This window comes from Granulicella sp. 5B5, assembly GCF_014083945.1.
Classification (GTDB): Bacteria; Acidobacteriota; Terriglobia; order Terriglobales; family Acidobacteriaceae; genus Granulicella.
Window position 1 is genome coordinate 628,111 of sequence record NZ_CP046444.1, and the last position, 25,566, is coordinate 653,676.

25 protein-coding genes are annotated in these 25,566 nt (G+C 59.8%); 22 read left to right on the top strand and 3 right to left on the bottom strand.

Translation table 11 applies throughout. From position 1 onward, the window contains the following. Nucleotides 1–76: 76 nt before the first annotated feature. From GOB94_RS02740 to GOB94_RS02785, 10 genes are all read left to right on the top strand, one after another. Nucleotides 77–1,078 (top strand): fatty acid desaturase, encoded by a 1,002-nt coding sequence (locus GOB94_RS02740; protein WP_182277396.1) that lies wholly within the window; start codon nt 77–79, stop codon nt 1,076–1,078. 469 nt (nt 1,079–1,547) lie between these two features. After that, complete coding sequence (locus tag GOB94_RS02745) at nt 1,548–3,296, top strand: ABC transporter permease subunit (RefSeq protein WP_255484180.1); 1,749 nt, start codon at nt 1,548–1,550, stop codon at nt 3,294–3,296. A gap of 13 nt (nt 3,297–3,309) precedes the next feature. After that, a complete protein-coding gene (locus GOB94_RS02750) occupies nt 3,310–4,641 on the top strand; it encodes a nitrate/sulfonate/bicarbonate ABC transporter ATP-binding protein (RefSeq protein WP_182277397.1) in 1,332 nt (443 codons plus the stop codon). Between the two features lie 400 nt (nt 4,642–5,041). Continuing rightward, nucleotides 5,042–5,974, top strand: coding sequence for a HAMP domain-containing sensor histidine kinase (locus tag GOB94_RS02755; protein ID WP_182277398.1), 933 nt, complete (start codon nt 5,042–5,044; stop codon nt 5,972–5,974). Next, a complete protein-coding gene (locus tag GOB94_RS02760; protein ID WP_182277399.1) occupies nt 5,971–6,711 on the top strand; it encodes a response regulator transcription factor in 741 nt (246 codons plus the stop codon). The genes GOB94_RS02755 and GOB94_RS02760 overlap by 4 nt, the downstream gene beginning before the upstream one ends. Before the next feature lie 145 nt (nt 6,712–6,856). Next, a complete protein-coding gene (locus GOB94_RS02765) occupies nt 6,857–7,018 on the top strand; it encodes a heavy metal transport/detoxification protein (protein WP_255484183.1) in 162 nt (53 codons plus the stop codon). Further along, nucleotides 7,015–9,387 carry a heavy metal translocating P-type ATPase gene (locus GOB94_RS02770; RefSeq protein ID WP_220464984.1) on the top strand — a complete coding sequence of 791 codons (2,373 nt, stop codon included), beginning with the start codon at nt 7,015–7,017 and terminating at the stop codon, nt 9,385–9,387. The genes GOB94_RS02765 and GOB94_RS02770 overlap by 4 nt, the downstream gene beginning before the upstream one ends. Before the next feature lie 45 nt (nt 9,388–9,432). Further along, nucleotides 9,433–11,793: an LPS export ABC transporter permease LptG gene (gene lptG, locus GOB94_RS02775; RefSeq protein ID WP_182277402.1), complete on the top strand. Its 2,361-nt coding sequence runs from the start codon at nt 9,433–9,435 to the stop codon at nt 11,791–11,793. A gap of 68 nt (nt 11,794–11,861) precedes the next feature. After that, on the top strand, nt 11,862–12,599 hold the full coding sequence (locus GOB94_RS02780; protein ID WP_220464985.1) for an FKBP-type peptidyl-prolyl cis-trans isomerase: 738 nt from the start codon (nt 11,862–11,864) through the stop codon (nt 12,597–12,599). Nucleotides 12,600–12,653: 54 nt separating this feature from the next. Next, nucleotides 12,654–14,414, top strand: a complete 1,761-nt coding sequence (locus GOB94_RS02785; RefSeq protein WP_182277403.1) for an ABC transporter ATP-binding protein — start codon at nt 12,654–12,656, stop codon at nt 14,412–14,414. Between the two features lie 153 nt (nt 14,415–14,567). Here the strand turns inward: GOB94_RS02785 and GOB94_RS02790 are convergent, their stop codons facing one another. Beyond that, on the bottom strand, nt 14,568–14,987 hold the full coding sequence (locus GOB94_RS02790; RefSeq protein WP_182277404.1) for a secondary thiamine-phosphate synthase enzyme YjbQ: 420 nt from the start codon (nt 14,985–14,987) through the stop codon (nt 14,568–14,570). 195 nt (nt 14,988–15,182) lie between these two features. Here GOB94_RS02790 and GOB94_RS02795 point away from each other — a divergent pair, with 195 nt between their 5' ends. The 8 genes from GOB94_RS02795 to GOB94_RS02830 all read left to right on the top strand — a co-directional run bounded on the left by GOB94_RS02795 (nt 15,183) and on the right by GOB94_RS02830 (nt 21,954). Next, nucleotides 15,183–15,635 carry a transposase gene (locus GOB94_RS02795; RefSeq protein ID WP_182277405.1) on the top strand — a complete coding sequence of 151 codons (453 nt, stop codon included), beginning with the start codon at nt 15,183–15,185 and terminating at the stop codon, nt 15,633–15,635. A 124-nt stretch (nt 15,636–15,759) separates the two neighbouring features. Continuing rightward, nucleotides 15,760–16,878 carry a hypothetical protein gene (locus GOB94_RS02800; protein ID WP_182277406.1) on the top strand — a complete coding sequence of 373 codons (1,119 nt, stop codon included), beginning with the start codon at nt 15,760–15,762 and terminating at the stop codon, nt 16,876–16,878. Nucleotides 16,879–16,970: 92 nt separating this feature from the next. Continuing rightward, a complete protein-coding gene (locus GOB94_RS02805) occupies nt 16,971–17,585 on the top strand; it encodes a non-canonical purine NTP pyrophosphatase (RefSeq protein WP_182277407.1) in 615 nt (204 codons plus the stop codon). Nucleotides 17,586–17,780: 195 nt separating this feature from the next. After that, nucleotides 17,781–18,548 (top strand): succinate dehydrogenase, encoded by a 768-nt coding sequence (locus GOB94_RS02810; RefSeq protein ID WP_182277408.1) that lies wholly within the window; start codon nt 17,781–17,783, stop codon nt 18,546–18,548. A 10-nt stretch (nt 18,549–18,558) separates the two neighbouring features. After that, on the top strand, nt 18,559–20,328 hold the full coding sequence (gene sdhA, locus GOB94_RS02815) for a succinate dehydrogenase flavoprotein subunit (protein WP_182277409.1): 1,770 nt from the start codon (nt 18,559–18,561) through the stop codon (nt 20,326–20,328). 65 nt (nt 20,329–20,393) lie between these two features. After that, entirely contained in the window at nt 20,394–20,603 is a 210-nt protein-coding gene (locus GOB94_RS02820) for a hypothetical protein (protein ID WP_182277410.1), read from the top strand. Nucleotides 20,604–20,724: 121 nt separating this feature from the next. Then, nucleotides 20,725–21,489: a succinate dehydrogenase iron-sulfur subunit gene (gene sdhB, locus GOB94_RS02825; RefSeq protein ID WP_182277411.1), complete on the top strand. Its 765-nt coding sequence runs from the start codon at nt 20,725–20,727 to the stop codon at nt 21,487–21,489. A 51-nt stretch (nt 21,490–21,540) separates the two neighbouring features. Further along, nucleotides 21,541–21,954, top strand: coding sequence for a heme-binding protein (locus GOB94_RS02830; RefSeq protein WP_182277412.1), 414 nt, complete (start codon nt 21,541–21,543; stop codon nt 21,952–21,954). A gap of 78 nt (nt 21,955–22,032) precedes the next feature. Here the strand turns inward: GOB94_RS02830 and GOB94_RS02835 are convergent, their stop codons facing one another. After that, nucleotides 22,033–22,236 (bottom strand): hypothetical protein, encoded by a 204-nt coding sequence (locus GOB94_RS02835; RefSeq protein ID WP_182277413.1) that lies wholly within the window; start codon nt 22,234–22,236, stop codon nt 22,033–22,035. A 137-nt stretch (nt 22,237–22,373) separates the two neighbouring features. Between GOB94_RS02835 and GOB94_RS02840 the strand changes: the two genes are divergently transcribed. Beyond that, a complete protein-coding gene (locus tag GOB94_RS02840; protein WP_182277414.1) occupies nt 22,374–23,504 on the top strand; it encodes a dipeptidase in 1,131 nt (376 codons plus the stop codon). Nucleotides 23,505–23,512: 8 nt separating this feature from the next. Here the strand turns inward: GOB94_RS02840 and GOB94_RS02845 are convergent, their stop codons facing one another. Then, complete coding sequence (locus GOB94_RS02845; protein ID WP_182277415.1) at nt 23,513–23,806, bottom strand: antibiotic biosynthesis monooxygenase; 294 nt, start codon at nt 23,804–23,806, stop codon at nt 23,513–23,515. On the opposite strand from GOB94_RS02845, the gene GOB94_RS02850 reads away from it, so the two are divergent. The 3 genes from GOB94_RS02850 (at nt 23,797) to GOB94_RS02860 (ending at nt 25,465) form a co-directional block, all read left to right on the top strand. Continuing rightward, entirely contained in the window at nt 23,797–24,012 is a 216-nt protein-coding gene (locus GOB94_RS02850) for a hypothetical protein (protein WP_182278699.1), read from the top strand. The genes GOB94_RS02845 and GOB94_RS02850 overlap by 10 nt on opposite strands. 64 nt (nt 24,013–24,076) lie before the next feature. Beyond that, entirely contained in the window at nt 24,077–24,880 is an 804-nt protein-coding gene (locus tag GOB94_RS02855) for a peptidylprolyl isomerase (RefSeq protein WP_182277416.1), read from the top strand. 78 nt (nt 24,881–24,958) lie between these two features. Next, a complete protein-coding gene (locus tag GOB94_RS02860; RefSeq protein WP_182277417.1) occupies nt 24,959–25,465 on the top strand; it encodes a peptidylprolyl isomerase in 507 nt (168 codons plus the stop codon). Nucleotides 25,466–25,566: the final 101 nt, after the last annotated feature.

Here is a 25,566-nt window from a genome sequence, read left to right on the forward strand (position 1 = left end):
CAAAACTCTTACACACGCCTACCCACCTTCCGAGATATCGTTGCGATAGATGCTACACAAGGAAGCTGACACAACGATGAATCCTACGCTCCCCCAAATCGAAGACCAGATTGAAAACCTCACCTCCATCCCCTCCGACCCCCTTCTCAAAGTCAAGCTGACCACTGAGAAGATCAAGCAGGATCTCCGCATGGGCCGCGAGCACCAGCAGGGCCGCATCAACTGGATCACCACCATCGCGATGGGGCTCTTTCACGTCGGTGCCATCGCCGCGCTCTTCTTCTTTAGCTGGAAGAACCTGGCCATGTTCGTGGTCATGTACTTCTTCGCCATCAACGTCGGCATCGGCATGTGCTACCACCGCCTGCTCACTCACCGCGGCTACCGCGTCCCGCGCTGGCTGGAGTACTTCCTCACCATGTGCGGCTGCCTCGCTCTCGAAGGCGGGCCCATCTTCTGGGTGGCCACCCACCGCGTACATCACCAGAACTCCGACCACGAAGGCGACCCCCACACTCCACATGACGGAACCTGGTGGGCCCACGCCGGCTGGATTCTCTCCGGCCGCGCTCTGCACTCTGAGACCGCGCTCCTCGGCCGCTACGCTCCAGACCTCACCCGCGACCGCATGCACGTATGGCTCTCCAAGTTCCACTACATGCCTATCGTGCTCACCGGCCTCATGCAGGTCGCTCTCGGCGCAGCCCTCGCTCCCACGGGTCACCGCATCGTCGGTGCCCTCGGCATGGTCCTCTGGGGAACCTTCCTCCGCGTCACCATCGGCCTCCACGCCACCTGGCTCGTGAACTCCGCGACACACCTCTGGGGCTCCCGCCGCTTTGAGACCAAGGACGACTCCCGCAACTCCTGGTGGGTCGCTCTCCTCACCGGCGGCGAAGGCTGGCACAACAACCACCACGCCCACCCGGTCAGCGCCCGCCACGGCCTCGCCTGGTACGAGTTCGACATCAACTACTACGGCATCTGGCTCATGGAAAAGTTCGGCCTCGCCAAAAAAGTCCAGATCGCCAAGTTCGACCCCACCAACCCCAAGCCCGCCGGCGCCTACATGGACTAACTCTCCACCCAAGTCCCATCCAGAAGGCGCAGAGCCACAAGCTCTGCGTCTTCTTCCTTTTGACGACAGCTCAAACTACTGCAGGTGTTCAGTTCGCCGAAACATGACGTTGAGGAGATCACTATTCATTGGTCAACAGAAGCGCATTTGCAAGGACTGATCTCTCCTGCTTCAAGAGAACCTCTTCCAATCTCGCCCCTGCACCCAAAGTACGGAGGATGTTTGCGGCAACGATGAGAGGTGGAGGATCGGCCTCTTGATCCTTCTCCTTTCATCGTTGCCGTGAATATCCTCCGTGCAACAGACAAACTACACATCCCGTAAACGTCAATTCCACAAGCGCGTTTTACAGGACTAATGTCCCTTCCTCTCTCTGGAAAGCCAAGAGTACCAGCATTTTCGGCAATGCAATGGGGTTTTGGTATCCTTTTGGACGCAACACACGCATCTGGGAAGGTCTACAACGCGAGTGAAGTTTCTCCGTATACCGCAGTTCGGCATCGGCTTGCGAACCGAATCGGAATCACGATTGTCCTTCGGCGCCGCCGACCTTGCGGTGGGTCTCGGCACCCTTGCGTTGCTGTATGTGGCGGCGCGGGTGGGAGCTGAGTCGCTGGTTAAGTTCAGGCCACCGGATGTAATTCCAACGATCAGTTTGGACCCACGCAACTTACCAAACTACGCGGCTCGTTCCACGTTGCGTATGTTCCTTGCACTGGGACTTTCCACCCTCTTCACCTTTGTGTACGGCTACGCCGCTGCACGCAGCCGACGAGCAGAGAGGGTCCTCGTCCCCCTGCTGGATATCCTTCAGTCTGTTCCGGTCCTCGGATTCCTCTCCATTACCGTGACGCTGTTTATCGCGCTGTTCAGGGGCAGCCTGCTGGGGCTGGAGGCCGCGTCCATCTTTGCGATCTTCACCGGACAGGCGTGGAACATGACCTTTTCGTTCTACCAGTCGCTACGGACGGTGCCTGCCGAATTGAACGAGATGGCGACCTTGTATGGCCTGTCCAGATGGGAGCGGTTTACCCGGCTCGAATTGCCTTCTTCCGTGATCGGCCTGGTCTGGAACGGGATGATGAGCTTCGGCGGCGGATGGTTCTTTCTCGCTGCCAGCGAATCGATCAGTGTGTTAAACCGGCAGTACACGCTGCCGGGTCTGGGATCTTATGTGGCTTCTGCGATTGCGGCTCGTGACCTGCATGCGATTGGCTGGGCGATTGTAACGATGGTGATCCTGGTCCTGCTGATCGACCAGTTTTTCTGGAAGCCGCTGGTGACGATTGCTGACCGCTACAAACTGGAGCTGAGTGCCGGCGAGGAGCGACGATTCTGGGTCGTGGACCTTTGGCGCGCCGCATCGCTTCCAGCTCTGTTTGAAAAGATCCTGGGGCCTTCCATATCCTCGGTGGACCGGCTACTTTCCCGCCTCACGAAGGTGGAGCCTCAGGCGGAACGAAAGAGCACATCGAAGACTTCGGACAGTGTCTTTAACACTGTGGTTGCGGTCATTGCGGCCGGGCTGTTCGTTGCGGCCGTCCGCTTTGTGCTGTCGAGTGTCGGCGTGGCGGAGGTCGGTCACGCGGCGTTGCTTGGACTGGCAACGGCAGCCAGAGTGGTGGCGTTGCTCGTCTTCAGCACGATTGTATGGACTCCTATCGGCGTTGCCATCGGCTTCAATCCCAAGCTCGCGCGGCTGACCCAGCCGCTGGTACAAATCTGCGCTTCCTTTCCGGCAAACTTCCTGTTTCCGTTTGCAACACTGGCCTTTCTCCGCTTTGGAATTCACCTGAACTGGGGAAGCATGTTGTTGATGGCCCTTGGAGCGCAGTGGTACCTGCTCTTCAACGTGATCGGCGGAGCACAGGCTGTGCCCAATGATCTTCGCGAGATGGCGACCAGTATCGGTCTGCGTGGCTTCCGTAAATGGAGGTTTCTCATCGGACCGGGGATCTTCGGCTCTTGGGTTACAGGTGCCATTACAGCTTCCGGCGGAGCGTGGAACGCAAGTATCGTGGCGGAGGTGGTGTCCTGGGGAAACACAACCCTGAAGGCCGCGGGCCTGGGGGCCTATATCGCGGATGCCACCTCGACCGGCGACTGGCCGCGCATCGTACTCGGCGTCGGACTGATGAGCCTCTTCGTCGTGACCTTGAACCATATTGTGTGGAAACCCCTCTATCGCCTGGCACAGGCGCGGTTTCAACTGAGTTGATCGGAGAGCAAGCATGTCAGAAATTGCAAGAGCAGCAAACCTATTGACCGCTGAACAGGTGTCAAAGACGTTTCCTCTCTCCGCTGGTGGAGACCAGACTGTTCTTGAGACGGTCTCGCTTACCATTGCTTCTGGCGAAGTCGTAGCTCTTCTGGGTCGTAGTGGCTCCGGCAAGAGCACCCTGCTGCGCATCCTGGCGGGCTTGATTGAGCCGAGCACAGGCACCGTGACGCGGCATGATCTGCCCTTGCGTGGCGCCAACCCCGATGTTGCGATGGTGTTCCAGAGCTTCGCTCTACTGCCGTGGCTTACGGTTCAGGAGAATGCGGAGCTTGGACTGACCGCACGAGGAATTCCGAAAGAGACGGCCGAGAAGGAAGCTGCACATGCGCTACAGATGGTTGGGCTGGAGGGATTTGAAGGGGCATACCCCAAGGAGCTTTCCGGAGGCATGCGTCAGCGGGTGGGGTTCGCGCGGGCGTTTGTGATGAAGCCAGATGTGTTGATGATGGATGAACCTTTCAGCGCGCTCGATGTGCTCACGGCCGAGAATCTTCGCGGCGAAATCAGCGACTTGTGGGAGAAGGGGTCGTTCCCTTCCAAGAGCATCCTGCTGGTGACACACAATATTGAGGAGGCCATTCTTCTCGCCGATCGCATCGTCATCCTGGGCACGAACCCGGGGCGCATTCGAGGAGAGGTTCGCGTCGATATCGCGCGGCCGAGAGACAAGAACGGACCGCGCTTTCGTGCTTTGACGGACCATGTCTATACGGTCATGACAAACCCTGAAGCCGTAGTAGAAGAAACTCCCGCTGCGACCGCCAAGCCGACGAAGAGATTTCCGATGCTGCCCCACGCACGTTCAGGGGGCATCAGCGGTTTACTGGAGATCATTCATGATCGCGGTGGACGAGAGGATTTGCCGCAGCTCGCAAATAGTCTTCGATTGGAGATCGACGACTTGTTGCCGGCCATCGACGCATCGGCCTTACTCGGATTTGCTAACGTAGCGGAAGGCGACGTCATCATCACGGACATTGGGAACGAGTTCGCAACAGCGGGCGTTCACCGCAGTCACGAGATCTTCAAGGAGCAGCTTCTCAGCCGGATACCTCTTACCGCAACGGTCGTAAAGGTGCTGGAGGGTAAGCGCGATGGCCGCATCGGGAAGGAATTCCTTTTGGACATTCTGGACGAACACTTTTCGGATGAGGAAGCAGAGAAGCAGTTCCAAACCCTGATCGACTGGGGCCGCTATGCCCATCTCTTTGAATACGATTCAGATGAAGAGCGCTTATATCTCGCGGAGCCGGAAGAGGATGCCGCTCAGCTGGATCTGTAATGAGAAATCGGCTCCTCGACCGCAGTCGTTCTAGAAGGACACCAAATCGCCAATGCGCTCACCGACACCGATTAGTACTGATATGTCGGCTTCTCGGAAGCGATCCCCGATCCACCGGCAAACGTGGTTTTCGGCAACGTCGGTTCCGTGAACCTCTAGCGAAGCACCACCGAATTGCCACCGCCGGGCTTGACAAAGCCTATACAATAGAAGTGTCGCAACAACCCCGCCCAGGCGGGGTTTCGTCGTCTCACAGCTCTTTCTCAACTCGCCTTAAGCCTCCCGCATCCGCACCCCTCAAAGTAACCAACAAAAGGGTTACGAGCCTAACCCCAATCGGCTCCGGATCTTACCCCCAAAACCGGGGGAGGGTCCCCCGCCCGCTATACTCCTAGCAACGATGAATCTCACTCGCCGCCGCGGAGCCAAGGCACTCTTCATCACCCTGGGTGTGTTCCTCACCGCGCTCGCCGTCACGCTCAACATCACCTGGATTCACAACAACGGCCGCCGCCTCGCCCTCGACCTCGTCGGCGCCCTGCTCTTCGCCATCCTCATCGCCGGCGTCGTCCTCAACACCGTCTTTCTCGTCCGCGAGATCCGCCGCAACGAGCGTCAGGACTCGTTCCTGAACGCTGTCACCCACGAGCTCAAGACACCCATCGCCAGCATCCGCCTCTACCTCGACACCCTCTCCCGCCGCTCCGTCGACGACGCCCAGCGCCAGCGCTTCTACGAAATCATGCGCGACGACACCGACCGTCTTCTCGGAACCGTAGAAACCGTCCTCAAAGCCGGCGAGCTCGGCCACCGCCAGCGCGCCGGCCTCCGCACTCGTGTCGAGCTTCACCCGCTCGTTGCAGACTGCATCGCCACCGTGCTCAACCGCCACCACCTCCCGGCAGAGTCCATCCAGTTGGAACCAGTGCCCGGCGCCGTCCGCCTCTACGTCATCGGCAACGCGGACGACCTGCGCACCGCCGTCCTTAACCTCCTCGACAACGCCGTCAAGTACTCACCCAACGGCGTCCACATCCAGTGCCGCGTCGGCATCGAGCGCTACACCTGGGTCGTCCTCACCATCACCGACTCCGGCCTGGGCCTTGCCTCCAGCGACCTCAAACGCATCTTCAAACGCTTCTACCGTGCCTCATCCAACGACCGCGTCAAGATCAAGGGAACAGGCCTGGGTCTCTTCCTCGTCAACACCATCGCCCGCCAGCACGGCGGCAGCGTCCGCGCCATCAGTGAGGGCGTAGGCCAGGGCACAACCATGGTCCTCCGCCTCCCTCTCTCAATCGTCAACGACCCAACATCGACGGAGGCCGCTTGAGCACCCAACCCTTGATCGCCGTCGTCGAAGACGAGGAGCATCTGGCCCAGGGCCTGCTCTTCAACCTGCAGGCCGAGGGCTATCGCACGCACCACGAATCCGACGGTGACGCCGCCCTGGCCTGGCTCCTCGATGCCACAGTCTCAGCCGAGCCGCCAACAGCAATCTTGCTTGACGTCATGCTGCCCGGCCGCGACGGCTTCTCCATCGTCCGGGCACTCCGCGACTCAGGCTGCTACACACCGGTCCTTCTTCTCACCGCACGCGGGCGCACCGAAGACATCGTCGAAGGCTTCGCCGCCGGCGCCGATGACTACCTACCCAAACCGTTTGACCTCAACGTGCTCTTCGCCCGCATCACAGGGCTCCTGCGGCGCATGCACTGGCACTCAGCCACGCCACCCTCACTCACAAAGGCCCCGGAACTACCCGAAACCCTCATCCTCAACGGCCGCACCATCAACTTCGACACACTGGAAATCGCCGCACCAGACAAAACCATCCATCTCACGTTGATGGAAGCCGACTTGCTGCGCTATCTCCTCGATCACCCTGAACGCATCATTCCCCGTAAAGAGCTGCTTGAAAACGTCTGGCAAGTGAAAGAAGATACAGACACACGCGCCATCGACAACTTCATCGTTCGCCTCCGCCGCTACCTGGAGACGGACCCAGTGCACCCCGAACACCTCATCACCGTGCGCGGCGTCGGCTACCGGTTTCATCCTGAGGTGTAATCGCACTGCGGTTACAGCGTCTTAATGTCATGAAGGCCGGTTGAAGTCCAGATCGCTTCGCCCGCCTCCTTATGTCACCGAGAGGCATCTAATTTCTATGACAACTCTTTCGCTACGCATCGAAAACATGCACTGTGGCTCATGCGTGCGCCACGTACTCAGCGCATTGAACGCCCTTCCCAACACCCATGCTGAAGAGGTCCAAATCGGCTCTGCACGCGTTGTTACGGACACAACACCCGGCACCATCGAGCACGCTCTCGCAACAGCGGGCTACCCCGCGGTCGTCGAATCGCAGGTGCAATGACATCGATATCCGCAGAAAACGAAGCACAGACGAGCACCGAAGATCGTTCGCTTCAGATCGCTGGCATGAGTTGTGCCGCCTGTCAGGTCCATGTGCAGAGTGCCCTCGCCGCAGTCCCGGGCGTCACCTCCGCGAATGTCAACCTGATGACACACCGGGCGCAGATCTCGACATCCGTTCCAGTCTCCACGGAGTCCCTCATCAGCGCGGTCCGTAACGCCGGTTACGACGCATCGGTTCCATCGACAGAGAGCAGCACCAGCAATCACAAGTCTCCCGCACCGGATGAAGACACCGACAGCGTCGGCCTGCGGGCACTAGCTGCACTCATCGCGGGCTGCGCCGCCATGTTGCTCTCGATGCCTCTGATGATGGCAACCCGAACAGACGATCCGCTGCTCGCGCTATCTGCACGGCTGCTCGCACCTTTCATGCCGGGATGGCTCATGACGCTGCCACTTCAGCCACTTCGTTGGCTGCTCTGCGCGCTTGCAGCAGGCACAATGGTCTTTGCCGCACCCAGCATCTATCTCGCAGCATGGCGCGCTGCCAGGCACCGCACCACCAACATGAACACCCTCGTGGCGCTCGGAACACTGATCGCGTTCCTGGCATCATTTGCTACAACTGTGGCTCCAAACACACTGCACAAGCACGGGTTCGCTGCCGACGTATACTTCGAGGCCGTCATCCTCATTCTCGGCTTCCTGCTCGCCGGACGCTGGCTTGAGGCAAGGGCGCGCTCAAGCGCAACAGCCGCTCTGCGAGGGTTCGCTCAACTCGAAGCCCCCGACGCGCGCCTTCTCGATCTTCCACCGGGCTCTTCTCTCAACGCCTACGCCTCTGCGCGAGAAACCCGGCTTCCACTCCAGGCCATCGCCGCCGGCGACATCCTGCGCATACTGCCCGGAGACCGCGTCCCCCTCGACGGCATCATTCTGCAGGGTCGCAGCTCGATCGACGAGTCGATGTTGACCGGAGAACCGCTCCCAGTCACTCGCGCGATTTCCGACCGCGTGTACGGTGGCACCGTCAACATCGATGGCGTTTTGATTGTCCGTGCCACTGCCGTCGGAGAATCCTCCACTCTGGCGCAGATGCAACGTCTTCTCGATCAGGCACAGTCCGGCCGCGCTCCCATGCAGAGGATCGCAGATCGAGTGAGCGCTACCTTCGTACCTTCAGTGCTCGCGTTCTCAGCTGCCACATTCATCGTATGGATCGTTGCCGGCAACATCACTCATCAGCAGAACATCCTCGGCCACGCACTCTCGGCCGCCATCGCCAGCCTCATCATCGCCTGCCCTTGCGCAATGGGTCTTGCAGTTCCCGCAGCTGTGACAGTGTCCCTTGGCCGCGCCGCACAGTCCGGCCTGCTCATCAAAGGAGGCGAAGCGCTCGAACGGCTCGCCGATATCGACACCTTCGCCCTGGACAAGACTGGCACCATCACACTTGGCCGCCCCCAAGTTGCGGCATTTGTCCTCGCGCCGAAGGCAACACTCAGCAAGGCAACCATTCTCAGTTACGCCGCGACCCTCGAACGTCTATCCACACACCCCCTCGCAGCAGCCGTAGTTGAGTTCGCTGAAAGAGAGTCCAGCCTGGCCGCCGCACCTCTCGTCGAGCAGACGCAAGTACTCCCTGGCATCGGTATCCAGGCACAGATCGATGGCCGCTTGGTTATAGTCGGCAACGCGTCTCTACTCGATGATTCCTCAACCCCGATGGTGCCTCCAGCAACCCTCATGCAAGCCACGCCGATCTTTGTCGTCGTCGACCACATACCCCAGGCCGCCTTCTTCGCTACAGACGATCTCCGTCCAACGGCCCGCGGGGCCATCTCACAACTGCTCGCCCTCCACATCCACCCCTTACTCCTTACAGGAGACACATCAGCATCAGCCGCCCCCATTGCAGCAGCAGCCGGTATCGAGGACGTTCATGCACATCTCCTGCCGCAACAAAAGCTCGACGCGATCCGCAAGCTCAAGAGCAAGGGCCACCATGTGGCGATGGCTGGAGACGGTATCAATGATGCCGCAGCTCTGGCTCTCTGCGATGTCGGTTTCGCCATGTCCTCCGGCTCGGACCTCGCGCGCGAGGCTGGCGACGTCCTTCTTCTCAACTCCGATCTCCGTCTGCTACCTGCAGCCGTCCGGCTTTCTCGCCGAACTACCCGTATCATGCGCCAGAACCTCGGCTGGGCCCTCGTCTATAACGCCATCGGCCTGCCCATCGCTGCGGGAGTCCTCTATCCTCACTTCCACATCCTCCTTAGCCCGGCACTGGCCAGTGCTGCCATGGCCCTCAGCTCCGTCAGCGTGCTGGCCAACTCGCTCCGTCTACGCCACGTTCCATCCGCCTGATCTCCCTCGCGATACACTACTTGCACCGCATTGAGCGGACAAACCGTGCGCATCTTTACCCGCTACATCCTCCGCGAGATCACTGGCTACGCTCTTCTCGGCGGCGTGCTCTTCACCTTCATTCTTTTCATGCGCTACCTTCTGCCGCTCATGGAGCTCTTCGTGCGCGGCGTAGCGTCCCCATTCGATCTCCTGCGGCTGATCAGTTACCTCATGCCGTCCTTCCTTACGGTCACCATCCCGATGGCCGTCCTGGTCGGCATCCTTCTGGGCCTCAGCCGCCTCGCTGCGGACAGCGAAATCACTGCGATGCGAGCCTCGGGTGTCGGTATCTTCGCCTTCGTCCGCATCGTCAGCATCTTCGCCGTATTGTCCTGGATAATCGGCCTCGCCAATTCGGTTTACCTCGCGCCACGTGCTGCCAAAGCCCTCCTCGACTACGAAGCGCACGCCAAAACCTCGCAGGCCTCCGTCCAGGTACAGCCACGGGTCTTCTATGAAGACTTCAAAAACTACGTTCTCTACGCGCAGGATGTAATCCCCGGCGCCAACGGGACTGCCGTATGGAAACATGTCTTTCTCGCCGACCTCACCAAACCCGCCTCACCGCATATCATCACGGCGAACGAAGCGACCGTCCTCTCCGGCAGCACACAAACCCTGCGCATGCAATTGTCCGACGGCACCCGCCACGACATCTCGCTCTCCGATCCCGATCAGTACGACATCTCCACCTTCCTCACCACCGAGCTCCCCATCCAGACCGGCCAGCAGGAGGAGGGCTCACATCTAAGCAGGCTGGACACCCCACTCCAGGCAGTCGGCATGAAAGAGCTTTGGGGACTCATCCACACCTCGCCTCAAAAAGACCGCCGTCGCTACCTCATTGAGCTGAACCGGCGTTTCAGTTTCCCTACGGCCTGCCTCGTTCTCATGCTGGTCGGTGTGCCGCTCGGTCTTTCCTCCAAACGTGGAGGTAAAGGTTCAGGCTTTGTCGCTACGCTGGCACTTGTCTTTCTCTACTACTTCCTCTCGATCATCGGAACAGCCTTCGCCCGTAGCGACAAGGTCCCCGCATTCCTCGGTGTATGGGGAGCGAACATTATCTTTGCCATCGCAGGCCTTCTGCTCATTCAACAGATTTCCCGCGGCGGCTTTGCTGTCAACCTTATCTCCAGTGCAGGCGCAGCGATCTCCAGACTCATTCAGAAGTTCGGTCGCAAGCGGTCCTCTCCCGAACTCGGCCCCGGCTCCGGGGCCTTCATGCAGAGGCTCCGCCGTGCGCTTCGCATCCGCTTTCCTCTCATTCTCGACGAGTATGTGATGGGCAGCTTTCTGCGCAGCTTCGTCCTCGTCCTCGCCGCCATGGTGAGCATGTTCCTCATCTTCACCTTCTTTGAGCTCATCGGCGACATCATCCGCAACCGCACCCCGCTGGTCACGGTCGGCGATTACCTGCTCAACCTCATCCCCTTCATCCTCTACAACGTCACCCCCGTCTGTTCGCTCGTTGCAGTCCTTATCACCTTTGGAGGTCTCAACCGCACCAGCGAAATCACAGCGATGAAAGCCACGGGCACCAGTCTCTACCGCATCATCGCCCCGGCCCTGGTCGTCGCACTTCTTCTCTCCGCAGCGCTCTTCATCTTCGACGATTCCTATCTTCCCTCTGCCAACCGCCGCCAGGAGGCACTTCTCTCAGTCATCCGTGGCAAGCCAGCCCAGACCTTCCTCCGGCCCGACCGAAAGTGGATGTCCGGCCAGACTAACGGCACCGATGAGCCCAGCCGCATCTTTTATTACCAGTTCTTCGATCCCGACCGGAACGTCTTCGCCAACATCACTGTCTTCGAGTTTCAGCCAGGCTCCTTCAAGCCCGTCCGGCGCATCTATGCCTCCAGCGCACGCTGGGATGACTCCATTCAAAATTGGGTCTTCGAGAATGGCTGGCAACGCACCTTTGCCTCCGACTCCGTCACCAGCTATCAACCCTTCAAGATCAGCACCTTCCCCGAGATTCGCGAACAGCCCAGCTACTTCAAGAAAGAAGACCGGCAATCGCAGGAGATGTCCTACGCTGAGCTCTCCAGCTACATCAGAGACCTTCAGCAAAGTGGTTTCGATACCACACGCCTACGCGTCCAACTTGATCGCAAGCTCGCCTACCCGCTTATCACTCTGGTCATGGCCATCATCGCCATACCCTTTTCGTTGACCTCAGGTAAGCGCGGAAGCATCGCAGGAATGGGTACCGCCATCGGAGTGGCTATCGCCTACTGGGTCATCATCGGTATCTTCGAAAACCTCGGAAACGTCAATTCGTTGCCCCCCGCCCTCGCCGCCTGGTCGCCGGACCTCCTCTTCGCGATGGTCGGCAGCTATCTGCTGCTCCGTACACCCACCTGAGTGCGCCATAGCCGCACCAACAACGACTGCGGTCCTTTCGCAGAAGTCGAGCTACACTGGACTTCGACATGAAAACCAAGCTGATTGCGCTCATCCTGACGACGAGTCTCCCTCTCGTTGCTCAAACGGCCACCCACCCCACCATCCATCACACAACCGTTCACCATCCAGTCGAAGGCGGCTGCGTCAAGCTCCCGGAAATCTCCCCAAAGATCCCCGCTCTTGCGCCAGGTCTCGGCTGCGCCAAGGCTCTCTACACCCTCACGCGCACGCCGGACGTGAAGCTCGACTACGCCTCGCCGCTGCTCTCGCCTGAGACCCGCGATGCGATCGCAACTGGCCCCAGCACCTATACCTTGGCCTACATCGATACCCAGAAGGGCACTGGACCGCTCGCTGTACCCGGCGAGTACTACACCGTCCACTATACCGGCTACCTCACCAGTGGCACCAAGTTCGACTCCTCGCTCGACCGCGGTGAACCCATCAGCTTCCCCTACGGCCAGCACCGCGTCATTCAGGGCTGGGACACTGGCTTCGACGGTATGCACATCGGCGGCAAGCGTCGCCTCTTCGTCCCGTACCAGCTCGCCTACGGCGAGGCTGGCCGTCCGCCCATCATCCCCGCCAAGTCCATGCTCGTCTTCGACGTCGAGTTGATCGGCCAGAGCGCAACCCCGCCCGCACCAAAGGCTCCACCTGCCAGAACGCCTCCTCCAGCCGCAAAGCCGGAGGGTGCGGAGACTTCTCCGCACGCGGCTGCATCTTCTCCTGCCTCCACCACATCGAACACACCGAAGCAGTAATCCCAACCGGGCGGTCGCGGGAATGTCTCGCGACCACCTCCCTCAAAATACCCTATGTTCTCCCGCCTCAGCCCGCTGTTTCCCTACCTTCGCCGTTACTGGCAAAGCTTCCTGCTGGGCGGGCTTGCGCTGGTGGTTTACAACTGCGCCAAAGCAACAGTGCCTCTGCTTGTCGGCGCTGCGGTCGACGACATGCAGCATGGCCTCACCGTGATGAAGGTCGAGCATCACGCACTGCAACTGCTTGGCGTCGCTGCTATCTCCGCTGTCGCACTCTACCTCACGCGCCAGATCATCATCGGCGCCTCGCGCGAGATCGAGTTCGATCTCCGCAACGACCTCTTCTCGCACCTGGAGTCGCAGCCGCCCGAGTTCTTCCAGCGCCATCGCACCGGCGACATCATGGCACGCTCCACCAACGACCTCAACGCCGTCCGGCAGCTCCTCGGCCCTGCGATCATGTACTCGGCCAATACCCTTGTCTTCACCGCGCTGGCGCTGCCGTTCATGCTGCGCATCAGCCCACGCCTCACGCTCTTCGCGTTCCTGCCATTGCCGTTTGCGTCCGTGCTCGTACAGTACTTCGGCGCCAAGATTCATACCCGCTTCGAGCGCATCCAGGCCATGTTCTCGGACATCTCCGCACAGGCCGAGGAGAACTTCTCCGGAGCGCGGCTCATCCGGGCCTTCGCCCAGGAAGATGCCCAGATCGCGGCCTTCGAGACTTCCAATCAGGAGTACATTCGCCGCAGCCTTATGCTTGCTCGCCTGATGGCGATGCTCTGGCCGACGCTGGAGTTCGTGCTCGGTATCTCGCTGATGATCACGCTGCTCGTCGGCGGCCGCGAGGTCGTGTTGCATCACATCTCGGTCGGCGATTACACCAGTTACTCGGTCTACATGGTGCAGCTCACCTGGCCGATGATCGCGATTGGCTGGGTCGTGAACCTCGTGCAGCGCGGTGCAGCTTCGGTCGTGCGCATCGACCAGTTGATGAAGGAAAAGCCGTCCATCGACGACAGCGGCGCTGACCCGTCGCTCAAAGATGCGCCGATTGCAGGAACCGTCGAGTTTCGCGATTTGAACTTCAGCTACATCACGGGTGCCCCGGTGTTGCATAACGTCTCGCTGGAGATACCAGCAGGCTCATCGCTGGCCATCGTTGGCCCCACAGGCAGCGGCAAGACTACGCTCGTGTCCCTGATACCTCGCCTGTACGACGCTGCGCCAGGAGCCGTGCTGATCGATGGCCGTCCTATCGCGGAGTATCCGCTGCACACCCTGCGTGCCGCCATCGGCTTCGTGCCGCAGGAGACCTTCCTCTTTTCCACTACCATCGCGGACAACATCACCTTTGGCGATACCGAGACGACCATCCGCTCACACGAATCCATTGTGGAGGCCGCGCGCACCGCGCACATCGCCACCGAGATCAGCGAGTTCCCTGCCGGCTTCGACACCGTCGTCGGCGAGCGCGGACTGACGCTCTCCGGCGGGCAGAAGCAGCGGACCGCCATCGCCCGCGCTCTGCTGCGCGAGCCCGCGATCCTCATCCTCGACGACGCGCTCGCCTCCGTCGATACTTACACCGAGGAACAGATCCTCAGCGGTCTGCGCGAAGTGATGCAGAACCGCACCACGATTTTGATTGCGCATCGCGTCTCTACCGCGCGCAATGCTGACCGCATTGCCGTTCTTGTCGACGGCCGCATCGCGGAGCTGGGAACGCATGATGAACTGCTGGCACGTGGCGGCTACTACACCGACCTCTTCGAGAAGCAGAGCCTGGACGAAGAGATTCTCACGGCACAGTAAGACCCTCCCTCCCCCGCCTTTTGGGGGCTAAGATCCGCAGCCGATTGGACTTAGTGGTGGATACCCCTATCTTCCGCAGCCCAAAAGGGTAATCCATACATGGACGCCGGGCGAAACCGGAACCAGCTTGCTTTCAATACTTACAGGCCCCCGCTACTTCTCGACGCCCAACACCTTCACGATGACGCGTTTCGAGCGCTGCCCATCTAACTCCGCATAAAATACCCTCTGCCAGGTGCCGAGGTCGAGCCTGCCGTGCGTCACCGGCAGGGTCGTCTCATGGTGTAGCAGCAGGGCCTTCAGGTGGGCATCGGCGTTGTCCTCGCCGGTCTGGTGGTGCTTGTAGTGCGGCCAGCGGGGCGCCAGTTTTTCGAGCCAGATGCCGATGTCTTCGATCAGGCCATCTTCGTTGTCGTTGACGTAGATGGCGGCGGTGATGTGCATGGGCGAGACGAAACACAGCCCGTCGTCGATGCCGCTGCGGCGCACAATGGCCTCTACCTGCGGCGTGATGTGGACCATCTCGTAGCGGTCGTATGTGTTGAATGTGAGGTATTCGGTGTGGGCCTTCATGGGGATAGTTTAGTGGAGCCGAAAGCAAACCTTCGGGCTAAAAGCCCGTCCCATTTTGCCTCACCCAAGAGACCCGAAGCTAAAGCTTCGGGGTACCTGATTCTTGCCACAACTCTGGTACCCCGACCCTTCAGGGTCGGGTCTCATAAGGAGTGGTGAGGAAATGGGCTTTAGCCCTGAGGTATGCTTTCGTCCATGCAGCCAACAGAGCAACAAGGCCAAACCTATGCAATCTCCATCTCTACATTTCTTCAACATCGCCACTTTCAGAAGGAAACTCACGCAGACCTTTTTCTGAAAACACTTCTTCGCTATCGCGAACAAGGCAGGTTTCAACTGCATGGTTTCGCGATTATGCCCGATCACGTGCATCTGCTCATTACGCCTGCGGCTGAGCAGACCCTGCCGAAGTGCATACAACTGATTAAAGGCGGTTACTCATTCGCGGCAAGGACGTTAACGCAAAAAGAGATATGGCACTCCGGTTATCACGAGCACCGTGTCCGTGACATCACGGATTATGACCACCAGTTGCGATACATCGCGAACAATCCACCTGCGGCTCGCCTTCCCATGGACTATCTCTATGTTCATACGCATCCAGAGTCGGCCGCTTGCGTTGACCCATGTCCATCGAGGCTCTTGTAGTGAAAGCAAACCTCAGGGCTAAAGCCCCTCGCATTTTGCGAGGCTTATGAGACCCGAAGCTAAAGCTTCGGGGTACCTGATTTGTGGCGACCCTCACAGTTGGAATAAGCATTACACTCCTTTCATGAGACTGCTGTCCATCCTCTTTACTCTCACGCTCTCGGCCCAGGCCCAGTGGACGATCCAGGCCGCCGCGACGACGGCAGATCTTCGCGGCATCGACTCGGTGGGCAAAGGCATCGCGTGGGCCTCGGGGACGAACGGCACCGTACTACGCACTGAAGACGGCGGCTACCTCTGGCAGAGGTGCACCGTCCCACCCGGCGCAGAGAAGCTCGACTTCCGCGGCATCCAGGCCTTCGATGAGAACACCGCGATTGTGATGTCGAGCGGGAAGGGTGATCTGTCGCGGTTGTACAAGACCAACGACGGGTGCCAGACGTGGAAGCTGGTGTTTACGAATCCGGACAAGGATGGATTCTGGGATGCGCTCGCGCTTCACAATCAATGGAATGGCTTTTTATTAGGCGATCCCGTTGGAGGTTCTTTCTATCTAGCGCGTACAGAGGACAAAGGGGAAACCTGGACAACACAACAGAACCCCGGGTTGTATGCCGAAGCTGATGCACAGGGAGCCTTCGCGGCCAGCAACTCTTCGGTAGCGCTGTTGGTCGGAGGTATTGGGTTCGCAACGGGAGGTGCGGGAGGAAGTTTTTTCTATCACCCCATCCTCATGCAAGCTTGCGGCGATGCCTGTTCTGAGGAGGACAGCAATCGGGATGGGAAAAAGAATGTTTGGGAACGCACGAGAATACCAGTCGGCAATGCCAGCGAAGAATCGGGCGTTTTCTCTCTCGACTTTCGATGCAATCCTGAGAATTGGCGTGCAGTGAAGATCCTCGTTGCGGTAGGCGGAGACTATAAGCATCCCGATTCTTCAGCGCGGACAGCAGCTTTTACTCTTGATCAAGGGGAAACATGGACGGCCTCGACGCACCCACCTCACGGCTACCGTAGTGCCGTGGCTTTCGACGATGCGTCCAACACCTGGATCACTGTCGGCCCGAACGGCACAGACATCTCCACCGACAACGGCAAGAACTGGCGTGCGCTGAAGCCCGGCCCCGGCGATGCTCCTGATGCCGACCAGCATTGGAACGCTCTCTCGCTACCGTTTGTTGTTGGGCCGCATGGGCGCATCGGCCTGCTGGAGCCTGACGCGCTGAAGGCCAAGACTCAGTAAGCGTAAGCACCTATCGCCGGTGCGAGCAAAACGCAGATTCCCTCCGGGAATGACAAGCTAAGAATACGAATGAGAAACAAGAAGGGTAGCGGATGATCCTCTACGCAGCCACCTCCAACCCAGGCAAACTCGCCGAGTTCGGCACCAGCGCCAGTGGTGCGGGCATTGAGGTGCTTGCGCTGCCCGGCATAAAGTCGATGCCCGAGCCGGTGGAAGACGCCGACAGCTTTATGGGCAACGCGGAGAAGAAAGCCATCTCCTACTCACTGCTCGCACCGGGACTATTTGTGTTTGCGGACGACTCCGGGCTGGTGGTGACCGCGCTCGGCGAGGCTCCCGGCGTGCGCAGTGCGCGATTCGCTGACGACGCTGGCTATCGCATGGGCGCCGGTGAGAGCACCGACACGCGGAACAATGCGCTGCTGCTCGAACTGTTGCAGGTGGCCATTGACCGCAGCGCGCGGTTCGTCTGCGCACTCGCGCTGGCCCGCGATGGCGTGGTACTGCTGCGCTCCGAAGGCGTCGTCGCAGGCGAGGTGCTGCACGCACCGCGAGGCGAAAACGGCTTCGGCTATGACCCACTGTTTCTGCTACCCGCGCTCGGCCTGACCACCGCCGAGCTGCCGCCCGCGCAGAAGTGGGAGCTTTCGCACCGTGGCAACGCCTTTCGCAGCCTGCTGGCGCAGATCAAGGCCGGAAGTTTCTAACGCGAACCGCTCCCTGCAATCTTCCCACTTCCCCGCAAAAGCTCTCACTTGTTTTCTTTATCGCACACTCGTCCGATTACCGTGCGCCAAATGGCCATTCTGCTTGACCCGACCTTTTTCCGGATGGAATCATCACAATGCCGCCCGCTGCGTCGCAACCGCGCAGCGGCATCTTTCGACCCCAGGAGCCAGCCCATGGCCGCAGCCGCACCTCCCGCTCCCACCAAACGACCCGGCGTTCAGCCGCTGCGCGCCGGCGAAGGGCACAGCTACCTCTGGCGCAGGCTGCACTCACTCTCCGGCATCGTGCCCATCGGCGCGTTCCTGATCGAGCACATCATTTCGAACTTCGAGACGTGGAACGGCCCTGCCGCCTACGCAAAGCAGGTGCTCTTCCTCAACAGCCTGCCAATGGTGCGGCTGCTGGAGTGGGTCTTCATCTTTATCCCGCTGGCGTTTCACGCGCTCTATGGCGTGTACATCGCCTTTCGGGGACGCGCGACGGTCAATGTCTATCCGTGGGCCGGCAACTGGGGTTATCTGATGCAGCGCGTTACGGGCATCATCGCCTTTGCGTACATCATCCAGCATGTGTGGCGGCAACGGTTCAGCGGCGCTGATCTGCCACATCATCCCGGAATGGCGTTTGCCAAGGTGCAGCATGAGCTGCACAACCCGTGGATGCTGGCGATCTATGTGATCGCGATGATCGCGACCTGCTGGCACTTCGCGTATGGCATCTGGCTCTTCGCCGCGAAGTGGGGCATCACGCCCGGCGACAACGCGCGCAAGAAGTTTGGCTACGTGTGCGCCGCCGTGGGCACGGTGCTCTGCGTGATGGGCCTAATGAGCATCTACGCGGTGGTTTATAAGTACCCGAACGCTCCGGCGGATGTGATGCCAGAGCACAGCATCGTTCATTCGCTGCCCGGCAGCGCGCTTATCAGCACACATTCAAGTTAGAGGGACGAGCATGGCTGCACCACGCATCATCGTTATCGGAGGAGGCCTTGCGGGTCTCTCGGCGGTCATCAAGATTGCTGAAGCCGGCGGCACGGTCGACCTCTTCTCCATCGTGCCGGTGAAGCGCTCGCACTCGGTGTGCGCGCAGGGCGGCATCAATGCGGCGAAGAACCTGAAGGGCGAAGGCGACGACGTCTACAAGCACTTCGACGACACGGTGTATGGCGGCGACTTCCTCGCCAACCAGACGCCGGTGAAGAACATGACCGCTCAGGGCCCGGCGATCATCGACCTGCTGGACCGCATGGGCGTCCCGTTCAACCGTACGCCCGAAGGCCTGCTCGACTTCCGTCGCTTTGGCGGGACTTTATACCATCGGACCGCTTTTGCAGGCGCCACGACAGGCCAGCAGCTTTTGTATGCGCTCGATGAACAGGTGCGCCGCTTCGAGAGCGAAGGCAAGGTGACGAAGTACGAGGGCTGGGAGTTTCTCTCGGCCGTGCTCGACTCCAACGGCGTGTGCCGCGGTATCTGCGCGATGGACCTGCGGTCGATGGAGGTGCGCACCTTCCCTGCCGACGCGATCATCGTCTGCACGGGCGGCAACGGCGCGATCTTTGGCAAGAGCACGAATTCTGTGGTCTGCACTGGCAGCGCGCAGAGTGCGCTGTATCAGCAGGGCGCCTACTATGCGAATGGCGAGTTCATCCAGGTGCATCCGACGGCGATTCCCGGCGAAGACAAGCTGCGTCTGATGAGCGAGAGCGCGCGCGGCGAAGGTGGCCGCGTGTGGGTGCCGCGCGACAAACTGGACAAGCGCGCCGCCAATAGCATCCCAGAAACGGAGCGCTTCTACTTTCTGGAGGAGTGGTATCCGAAGTACGGCAACCTGGTGCCGCGCGATATCGCCACGCGCGCGATCTTCAAGGTCGTCTATGAGCTCGGCATGGGCATCGACGGGCAGCCGATGGTGTACCTCGACGTCTCTCACCTTCCGCCCGAAAGCCAGCACAAACTCGAAGGCATCCTCGAAATTTACGAGAAGTTCATCGGCGACGATCCGCGCAAGGTGCCAATGAAGATCTTCCCCGGCATGCACTACACCATGGGCGGATTGTGGGTGGACTTCAATCAGCAGACCAACATCCCCGGCGTCTTTGCCGCGGGCGAGGCCGACTACTCCATCCACGGCGCGAACCGCCTGGGCGCAAACTCGCTGTTGAGCTGCATCTACGGCGGCTTCGTCGCTGGGCCGCAGGCAATGGCTTACGCGAAGGCCCTGCCTGCCGCAACAGGCGACGGCGGCCACGCTGCGGAGCTTGCGCGGCAGAACCAGAAGAACGCCGCATTGCTCAATAACAAGGGCACGGAAAACCCGTTCAAGATCTGGCGCGAACTGGGCGAGACAATGACCAAGCACGCCACGATCATTCGCTACAACGCGGGCCTCGACGAGGCGGATGCGAAGATCGTAGAACTGCTGGAACGCTACAAAAACGTCAACCTCTCAGACAAAAGCCAGTGGGCGAACACCAGCTTCGCCTTCACACGACAGCTCTACAACATGCTGCAACTTGGCCGCGTGATCGTGCAGGGCGCGCGTGTTCGGGACGAGAGCCGCGGAGCGCACTACAAGCCAGATTTCCCCGAGCGCAACGACGAGAAATTCCTGAAGACCACCAAGGCCAGCTTCGTCGACAATGCGCCCAAGCTCGAGTTTGAAGAAGTTGATATTCAGTACATCAAACCGCGGCCCCGCAACTACGCCGCCACAGCCTGATTCACACACGGATTTCTGCACGAGAGGAGGTCTCCCATGCAAGCCATCATGTCATCTAACTTTGCATGGGACATCTCGCCAATCTCGCGTCGTACATCATCTGCTCCATCGTCTTTATCGCGATTCTCGCCTATGCCTTTCTTTACAGCGCAAGACTCAAAGGGAAAAAGGCTGCGGAGGACAAGTACGGCCGCCCTCCCATCGTTCGGGAAGAAGGCATCGCCATTGCAACGGACGAGAAGGAGAAGCAAGGTCGCCCCGGTACGCTCTCGTAGTTTGCACAGCGCGTATCTCGGCACGGATACCCTTTGCCCCGCCACCAGCACACGGCAGGCCAAAGGGAGTGCCTTACCTGCCGGACACAGGAATTGAAGTCTTATTAGGGAGCACGTAGAAATGGCCACTGCAGCCCGCACCATCAAAGTCGAGATCAAGCGCCAGTCCTCGCCGGACGCCAAGGCCGTCACCGAGACGTTCGAGATCCCCTATCGACCGAACATGAACATCACTTCGCTGCTCGGCGAGATTGCGCTGAACCCCGTCGACGTGAGCGGCAAGGCAACAACGCCGGTCACCTACGACTCCAACTGCCTTGAAGAGATCTGCGGCAGCTGCGCGATGCTGATCAACGGCAAAGCGCGCATGGCCTGCTCTGCACTTGTCGACAAACTTCTTGCAGAGAGCAATACCATCACCCTCGCACCGCTCTCCAAGTTCCCCGTCGTTCGCGACCTTGCCGTGGACCGCAGCGTACTCTTTGAAAACCTGAAGGCCGTGAAGGCATGGGTACCGATCGACGGCACCTACGACCTCGGCTCCGGCCCGCGCCAGCAGCCGCAGATCCAGGAGCAGCGCTACCCGCTGTCGAACTGCATCTCCTGCTGCTGCTGCATGGAAGTCTGCCCGCAGTTCAATGTGGAGACGGGCTTTGTCGGTGCGGCGACCATCGCACAGGCCAAGCTGTTCAACATGGACCCCGCAGGCTCCGTGCTCAAAGAGGATCGCCTCCGCGCGCTGGCCGGCGATGGCGGCATCCAGGAATGCGGCTTTGCGCAGAACTGCGTTGTAGCCTGCCCCAAGGAGCTTCCGCTTACCGAAGCCATTAGCGATATGGGGCGCGATGTCTTTGTGCAGCAGGTGAAGGACTTCTTCACACGTTAATGCCACTTCAACAGTGGTGTATGTAAGTCTGTAGCCGAGGAGAAAGATCTTATGAGCACCAGCATCAAGACGATCCAGCTTACGGATGCACGCCGTATCATCGCAGCCGCAACCAAGAAAGCAGAAGAGATCGGCCAGCCCATGAACATTGCCGTTGTTGACGCCGGCGGAAACCTGCTTGCATTCGAGCGCATGGAAAACGCATGGCTCGGCTCTATCGATATCGCGCAGAAGAAAGCATTCACCTCCCGCGCGTTCGATATCACCACCAAAGACCTGGGCACACACTCGCAATCGGGCAATCAGTTCTTCGGGATTCACGCCTCAAACGACGGCAAGATCATGATCTTCGCTGGCGGCATTCCAGTAAAGCAGGATGGTATTGTTGTCGGCGCAGTCGGTGTCAGCGGTGGCTCTGGGGATCAGGATCACGCGGTGGCCGAAGCCGGCGCGGCTGCTCTCTAAGAAAGCTTCTACATCTCAGGTAGTGAAGGCGGGCTCTCCAGATCCCGCCTTTCTATCTAACAACAATGAGCATCTGTACTACTTCGTGAAGATCGAAGTGCCAGGCACCTTTGTCTTGTCGTCATTGATGCGATCGGCAGCACGTTCTGCACCCTGATTTGCTGCATGGTCCATCTTCTCCTGCTCAGTGCCACCCACTTGAATGGATGCACTGTCCGGGTTTTCGACGGAGACGTTCGTGTGACGGGTTGTATTCGTGTTGGGGCTCACTTCAACAGCCATAATTCACCTCACTAAGTAAGAGAGATGGCATCGCCACGGGCGACGTTGTCCGGCGCAGACAAATGCCTTCGCGCCACAGCAAATATCACTGCTAACGGAACGAGTCATCGCCTTTTGTCTAGAATCAAATCAACCACATGAAGATGATGATCATCGACGGACACGCCGACACGCCGCAACGATTTGTAGATGAGGGCTGGAACTTCAGTGACCCACTCAACGGCGGCATGATCAACCTTGACTCCGCGCGCGCAGGCAACCTTGCGGCGGAGTTCTTCGCCATATGGGTCGAACCCAAAGAATGGCATGGCCGCTACGCGCAGCGCACTCTGCAACTCCTCGACGGCGTCTACAACCAGCTGCGCCTGCATCCAACCACGATGCGGCTTGGCCTCAGCGCGGCCGACATCGTGCAAGCGCATGCCGATGGCATCTTCTGCGCTCTGTTGGGCATCGAGGGAGGGCACTCTATCGAGAACAATCTCGATAACCTGCGGCTTTTCTATCGGCTGGGCGTGCGCTACATGACGCTGACGTGGTCCAACAGCAACGAATGGGCAGACAGCTCCGGCGACCTGGATGACGCGAACGTCATGCACCACAATGGCCTCACGACGTTTGGCCGCGAAGTGGTGCGCGAGATGAACCGCCTCGGCATGATGGTCGATGTTTCGCACGTCTCCGACGCAACGCTGGCGCAAGTGCTGGAGACGACCAGCGCACCTATCATCGCTTCGCACTCATCCGCACGCGCGCTCACTGACACGGCACGCAATCTCACCGACGATCAACTGCGCGCCATCGCCGCCAACGACGGCATCGTGATGGTGAACTTCTATCCACCGTTCATCGACGAGGCATGGACAAAGGAGTGGTTGAAAAAAATCCCCGAGCGTGATGCCTTTCGCCAGGCTGCAGCAGCGCCTTATCGTGAGCGCGGCGAGCCTGTGCCCTACACCGTTATCACCGCGGCTGACCGTGCCTTCTATGCAGAGCATCTGAGCGCCACGTTGCCACTCCCGCCGCTTGGCACGCTCATCGACCACATCGACCATGTGGCCCGCGTTGCGGGCATCGACCACGTCGGCCTTGGTTCTGATTTCGACGGCGTCCAGTTTCTGCCTGAGGGCCTGAACAGCGCGGCCGATCTGCCAAAGATCGCCGATGCACTGGTTCAACGCGGTTACACCACTGAGCAGCTCGAGAAGCTGCTCGGTGGTAACCTGCTGCGCGTATTCACTGCCGTGCAAAACGCAGCGACATCCTGAACGCAACCTTACTTGTCGGCGAGAATATCCATCTTCTCGATCTTTAGCTCATTAGAGAAGAGCTCAGCCGCATTAGCCATCAGCGCCTTCGCGATCTCGCCGTTCATATGCGCATCGCGGCCCGCTTCATCATCAAAGGTATCGAAGACGCCGTACATGCCGTCCGCAATCTTCACTCCATACCAACTCACCGTCTGCGGCTCGTCGTGGCTCATCACCGCGCCCTGCTTCAGGAATGCCTCCACCGCACTCTCTTTGCCCGGCTTCGCCTTCAACATCACCCAGATTGCCTTTGTTGCCATCTTGTAACCTCCTGCGGAACTTTGCTGCAAAAGTCAGTGTACGCGCCTTCGGCTTCGAGCGCACCGGCCAGTACGCCGCCGGAACCACATTCGCCGAAGGCCTCGTGCCCTTCAATGGCCGATGGTTCCTCTACTACGGCACCGAGGACTCCTTTGTCGGCGTCGCGACGGCTCCCATCACGAACGTAGCCCGGCTTTCACCGTAGCCGCGAATGGAGTAGCCTTAACTCTGCACGAAAAATCGCACGGCAGTCTCTGGAACAAACCTTGATGATGACAGCAACCCTCCCCGTTCGCACCCTGCTCTGCACCCTCGCGCTCGCCACCTTCGGAGCTGTCGCACAGACGCCGGAAACACAGGCACCGGCAACTCAAGCTCCAGCAGCGCAGTCGCCGGCTGCACTGCCGGACGCGCCTTCGACCACGGCGCATGAAGAGCCGCCGGCCGTGCCCACCGGCCCCACGGTGCTCTTTGACACCACCATGGGCCGCATCACCTGCAAGCTCTTCAGCGTAGAAGCGCCAAACACCGTCGCCAACTTCGTCGGCCTCGCCACCGGCACCAAGCCCTACACAGACATCGTGACCAAGCAGCAGGTCACCGGCAAGCCGTTCTACGACGGCCTCACATTTCACCGCGTCATCCCCGGCTTCATGATCCAGGGCGGCGACCCCGCCGGTGACGGCACCGGCGACGCAGGTTACTACTTCAACGACGAGCTATCACCCTCGCTGCGCTTCGACGTTCCCGGCATGCTCGCCATGGCGAACTCCGGCCCCAACACCAATGGCAGCCAGTTCTTCATCACAGAAGCGCCGCAGCCTACGCTGAACGGCAAGTACAACATCTTCGGCCAGTGCGATCCGCACTCCGTGCTCATCGTCGCCACCATCGCACGTGTGGACCGCGACGCCAACGACAAGCCCACGACCCCGGTCATCATCAAAAAGGTCACCGTCGTGCCGGAGGGCCAACCCATTCCACCAGCACCGGGAGTCGTCCCACCTGGCCCGCAGAACGTCGTACCCGATGGCGCCACGCCACAGACGCATCCGCCCGCGGCGCCGCAATAACTCTTTTCCCGCAACACAACTCCACACCATGGGCCCGCGAACGTCGCGCGCTCATCCAAACGAAAGACAGGAGAACCCATGTCCACCACCGCCACCTTCAAGACCAGCGAAGGCACCATCGTCTGTAAGCTCTTTGAGGCAGAAGCCCCCGAGACCGTCGCCAACTTCATCGGCCTCGCCGAAGGCACCAAGAAGTGGGACGCGCCCGGCAAGAGGGGCGATAAGCTCTACGACGGCACCATCTTCCACCGTGTCATCCCCGAGTTCATGATCCAGGGTGGGGATCCCCAAGGCTCCGGTATGGGTGGCCCCGGCTACAAGTTTGCGGACGAGACCAAGGGCAGCCCCCACCACTTCAAGACGCCCGGCAAACTCGCCATGGCTAACGCCGGCCCCAACACCAACGGCAGCCAGTTCTTCATCACCGTTACCGACACTAGCTGGCTCACTGGCAAGCACACCATCTTCGGCGAAGTCATCGAAGGCTACGACATCGTCGAGAAGATCAGCAAGGTCCCCCGCGATGGCATGGACCGCCCCAAGACTCCGGTCGTGCTCGAGAGCGTCACCATCAACCGCAGCTAGTCCCTGCACGTATACAAGAGAGAAGGGCCTGATCTCAGGCCCTTTTTTCTTGGCACGAAGCGAATGGAACCTCGCTGCGGAAGTACCCATGTACTATGGTG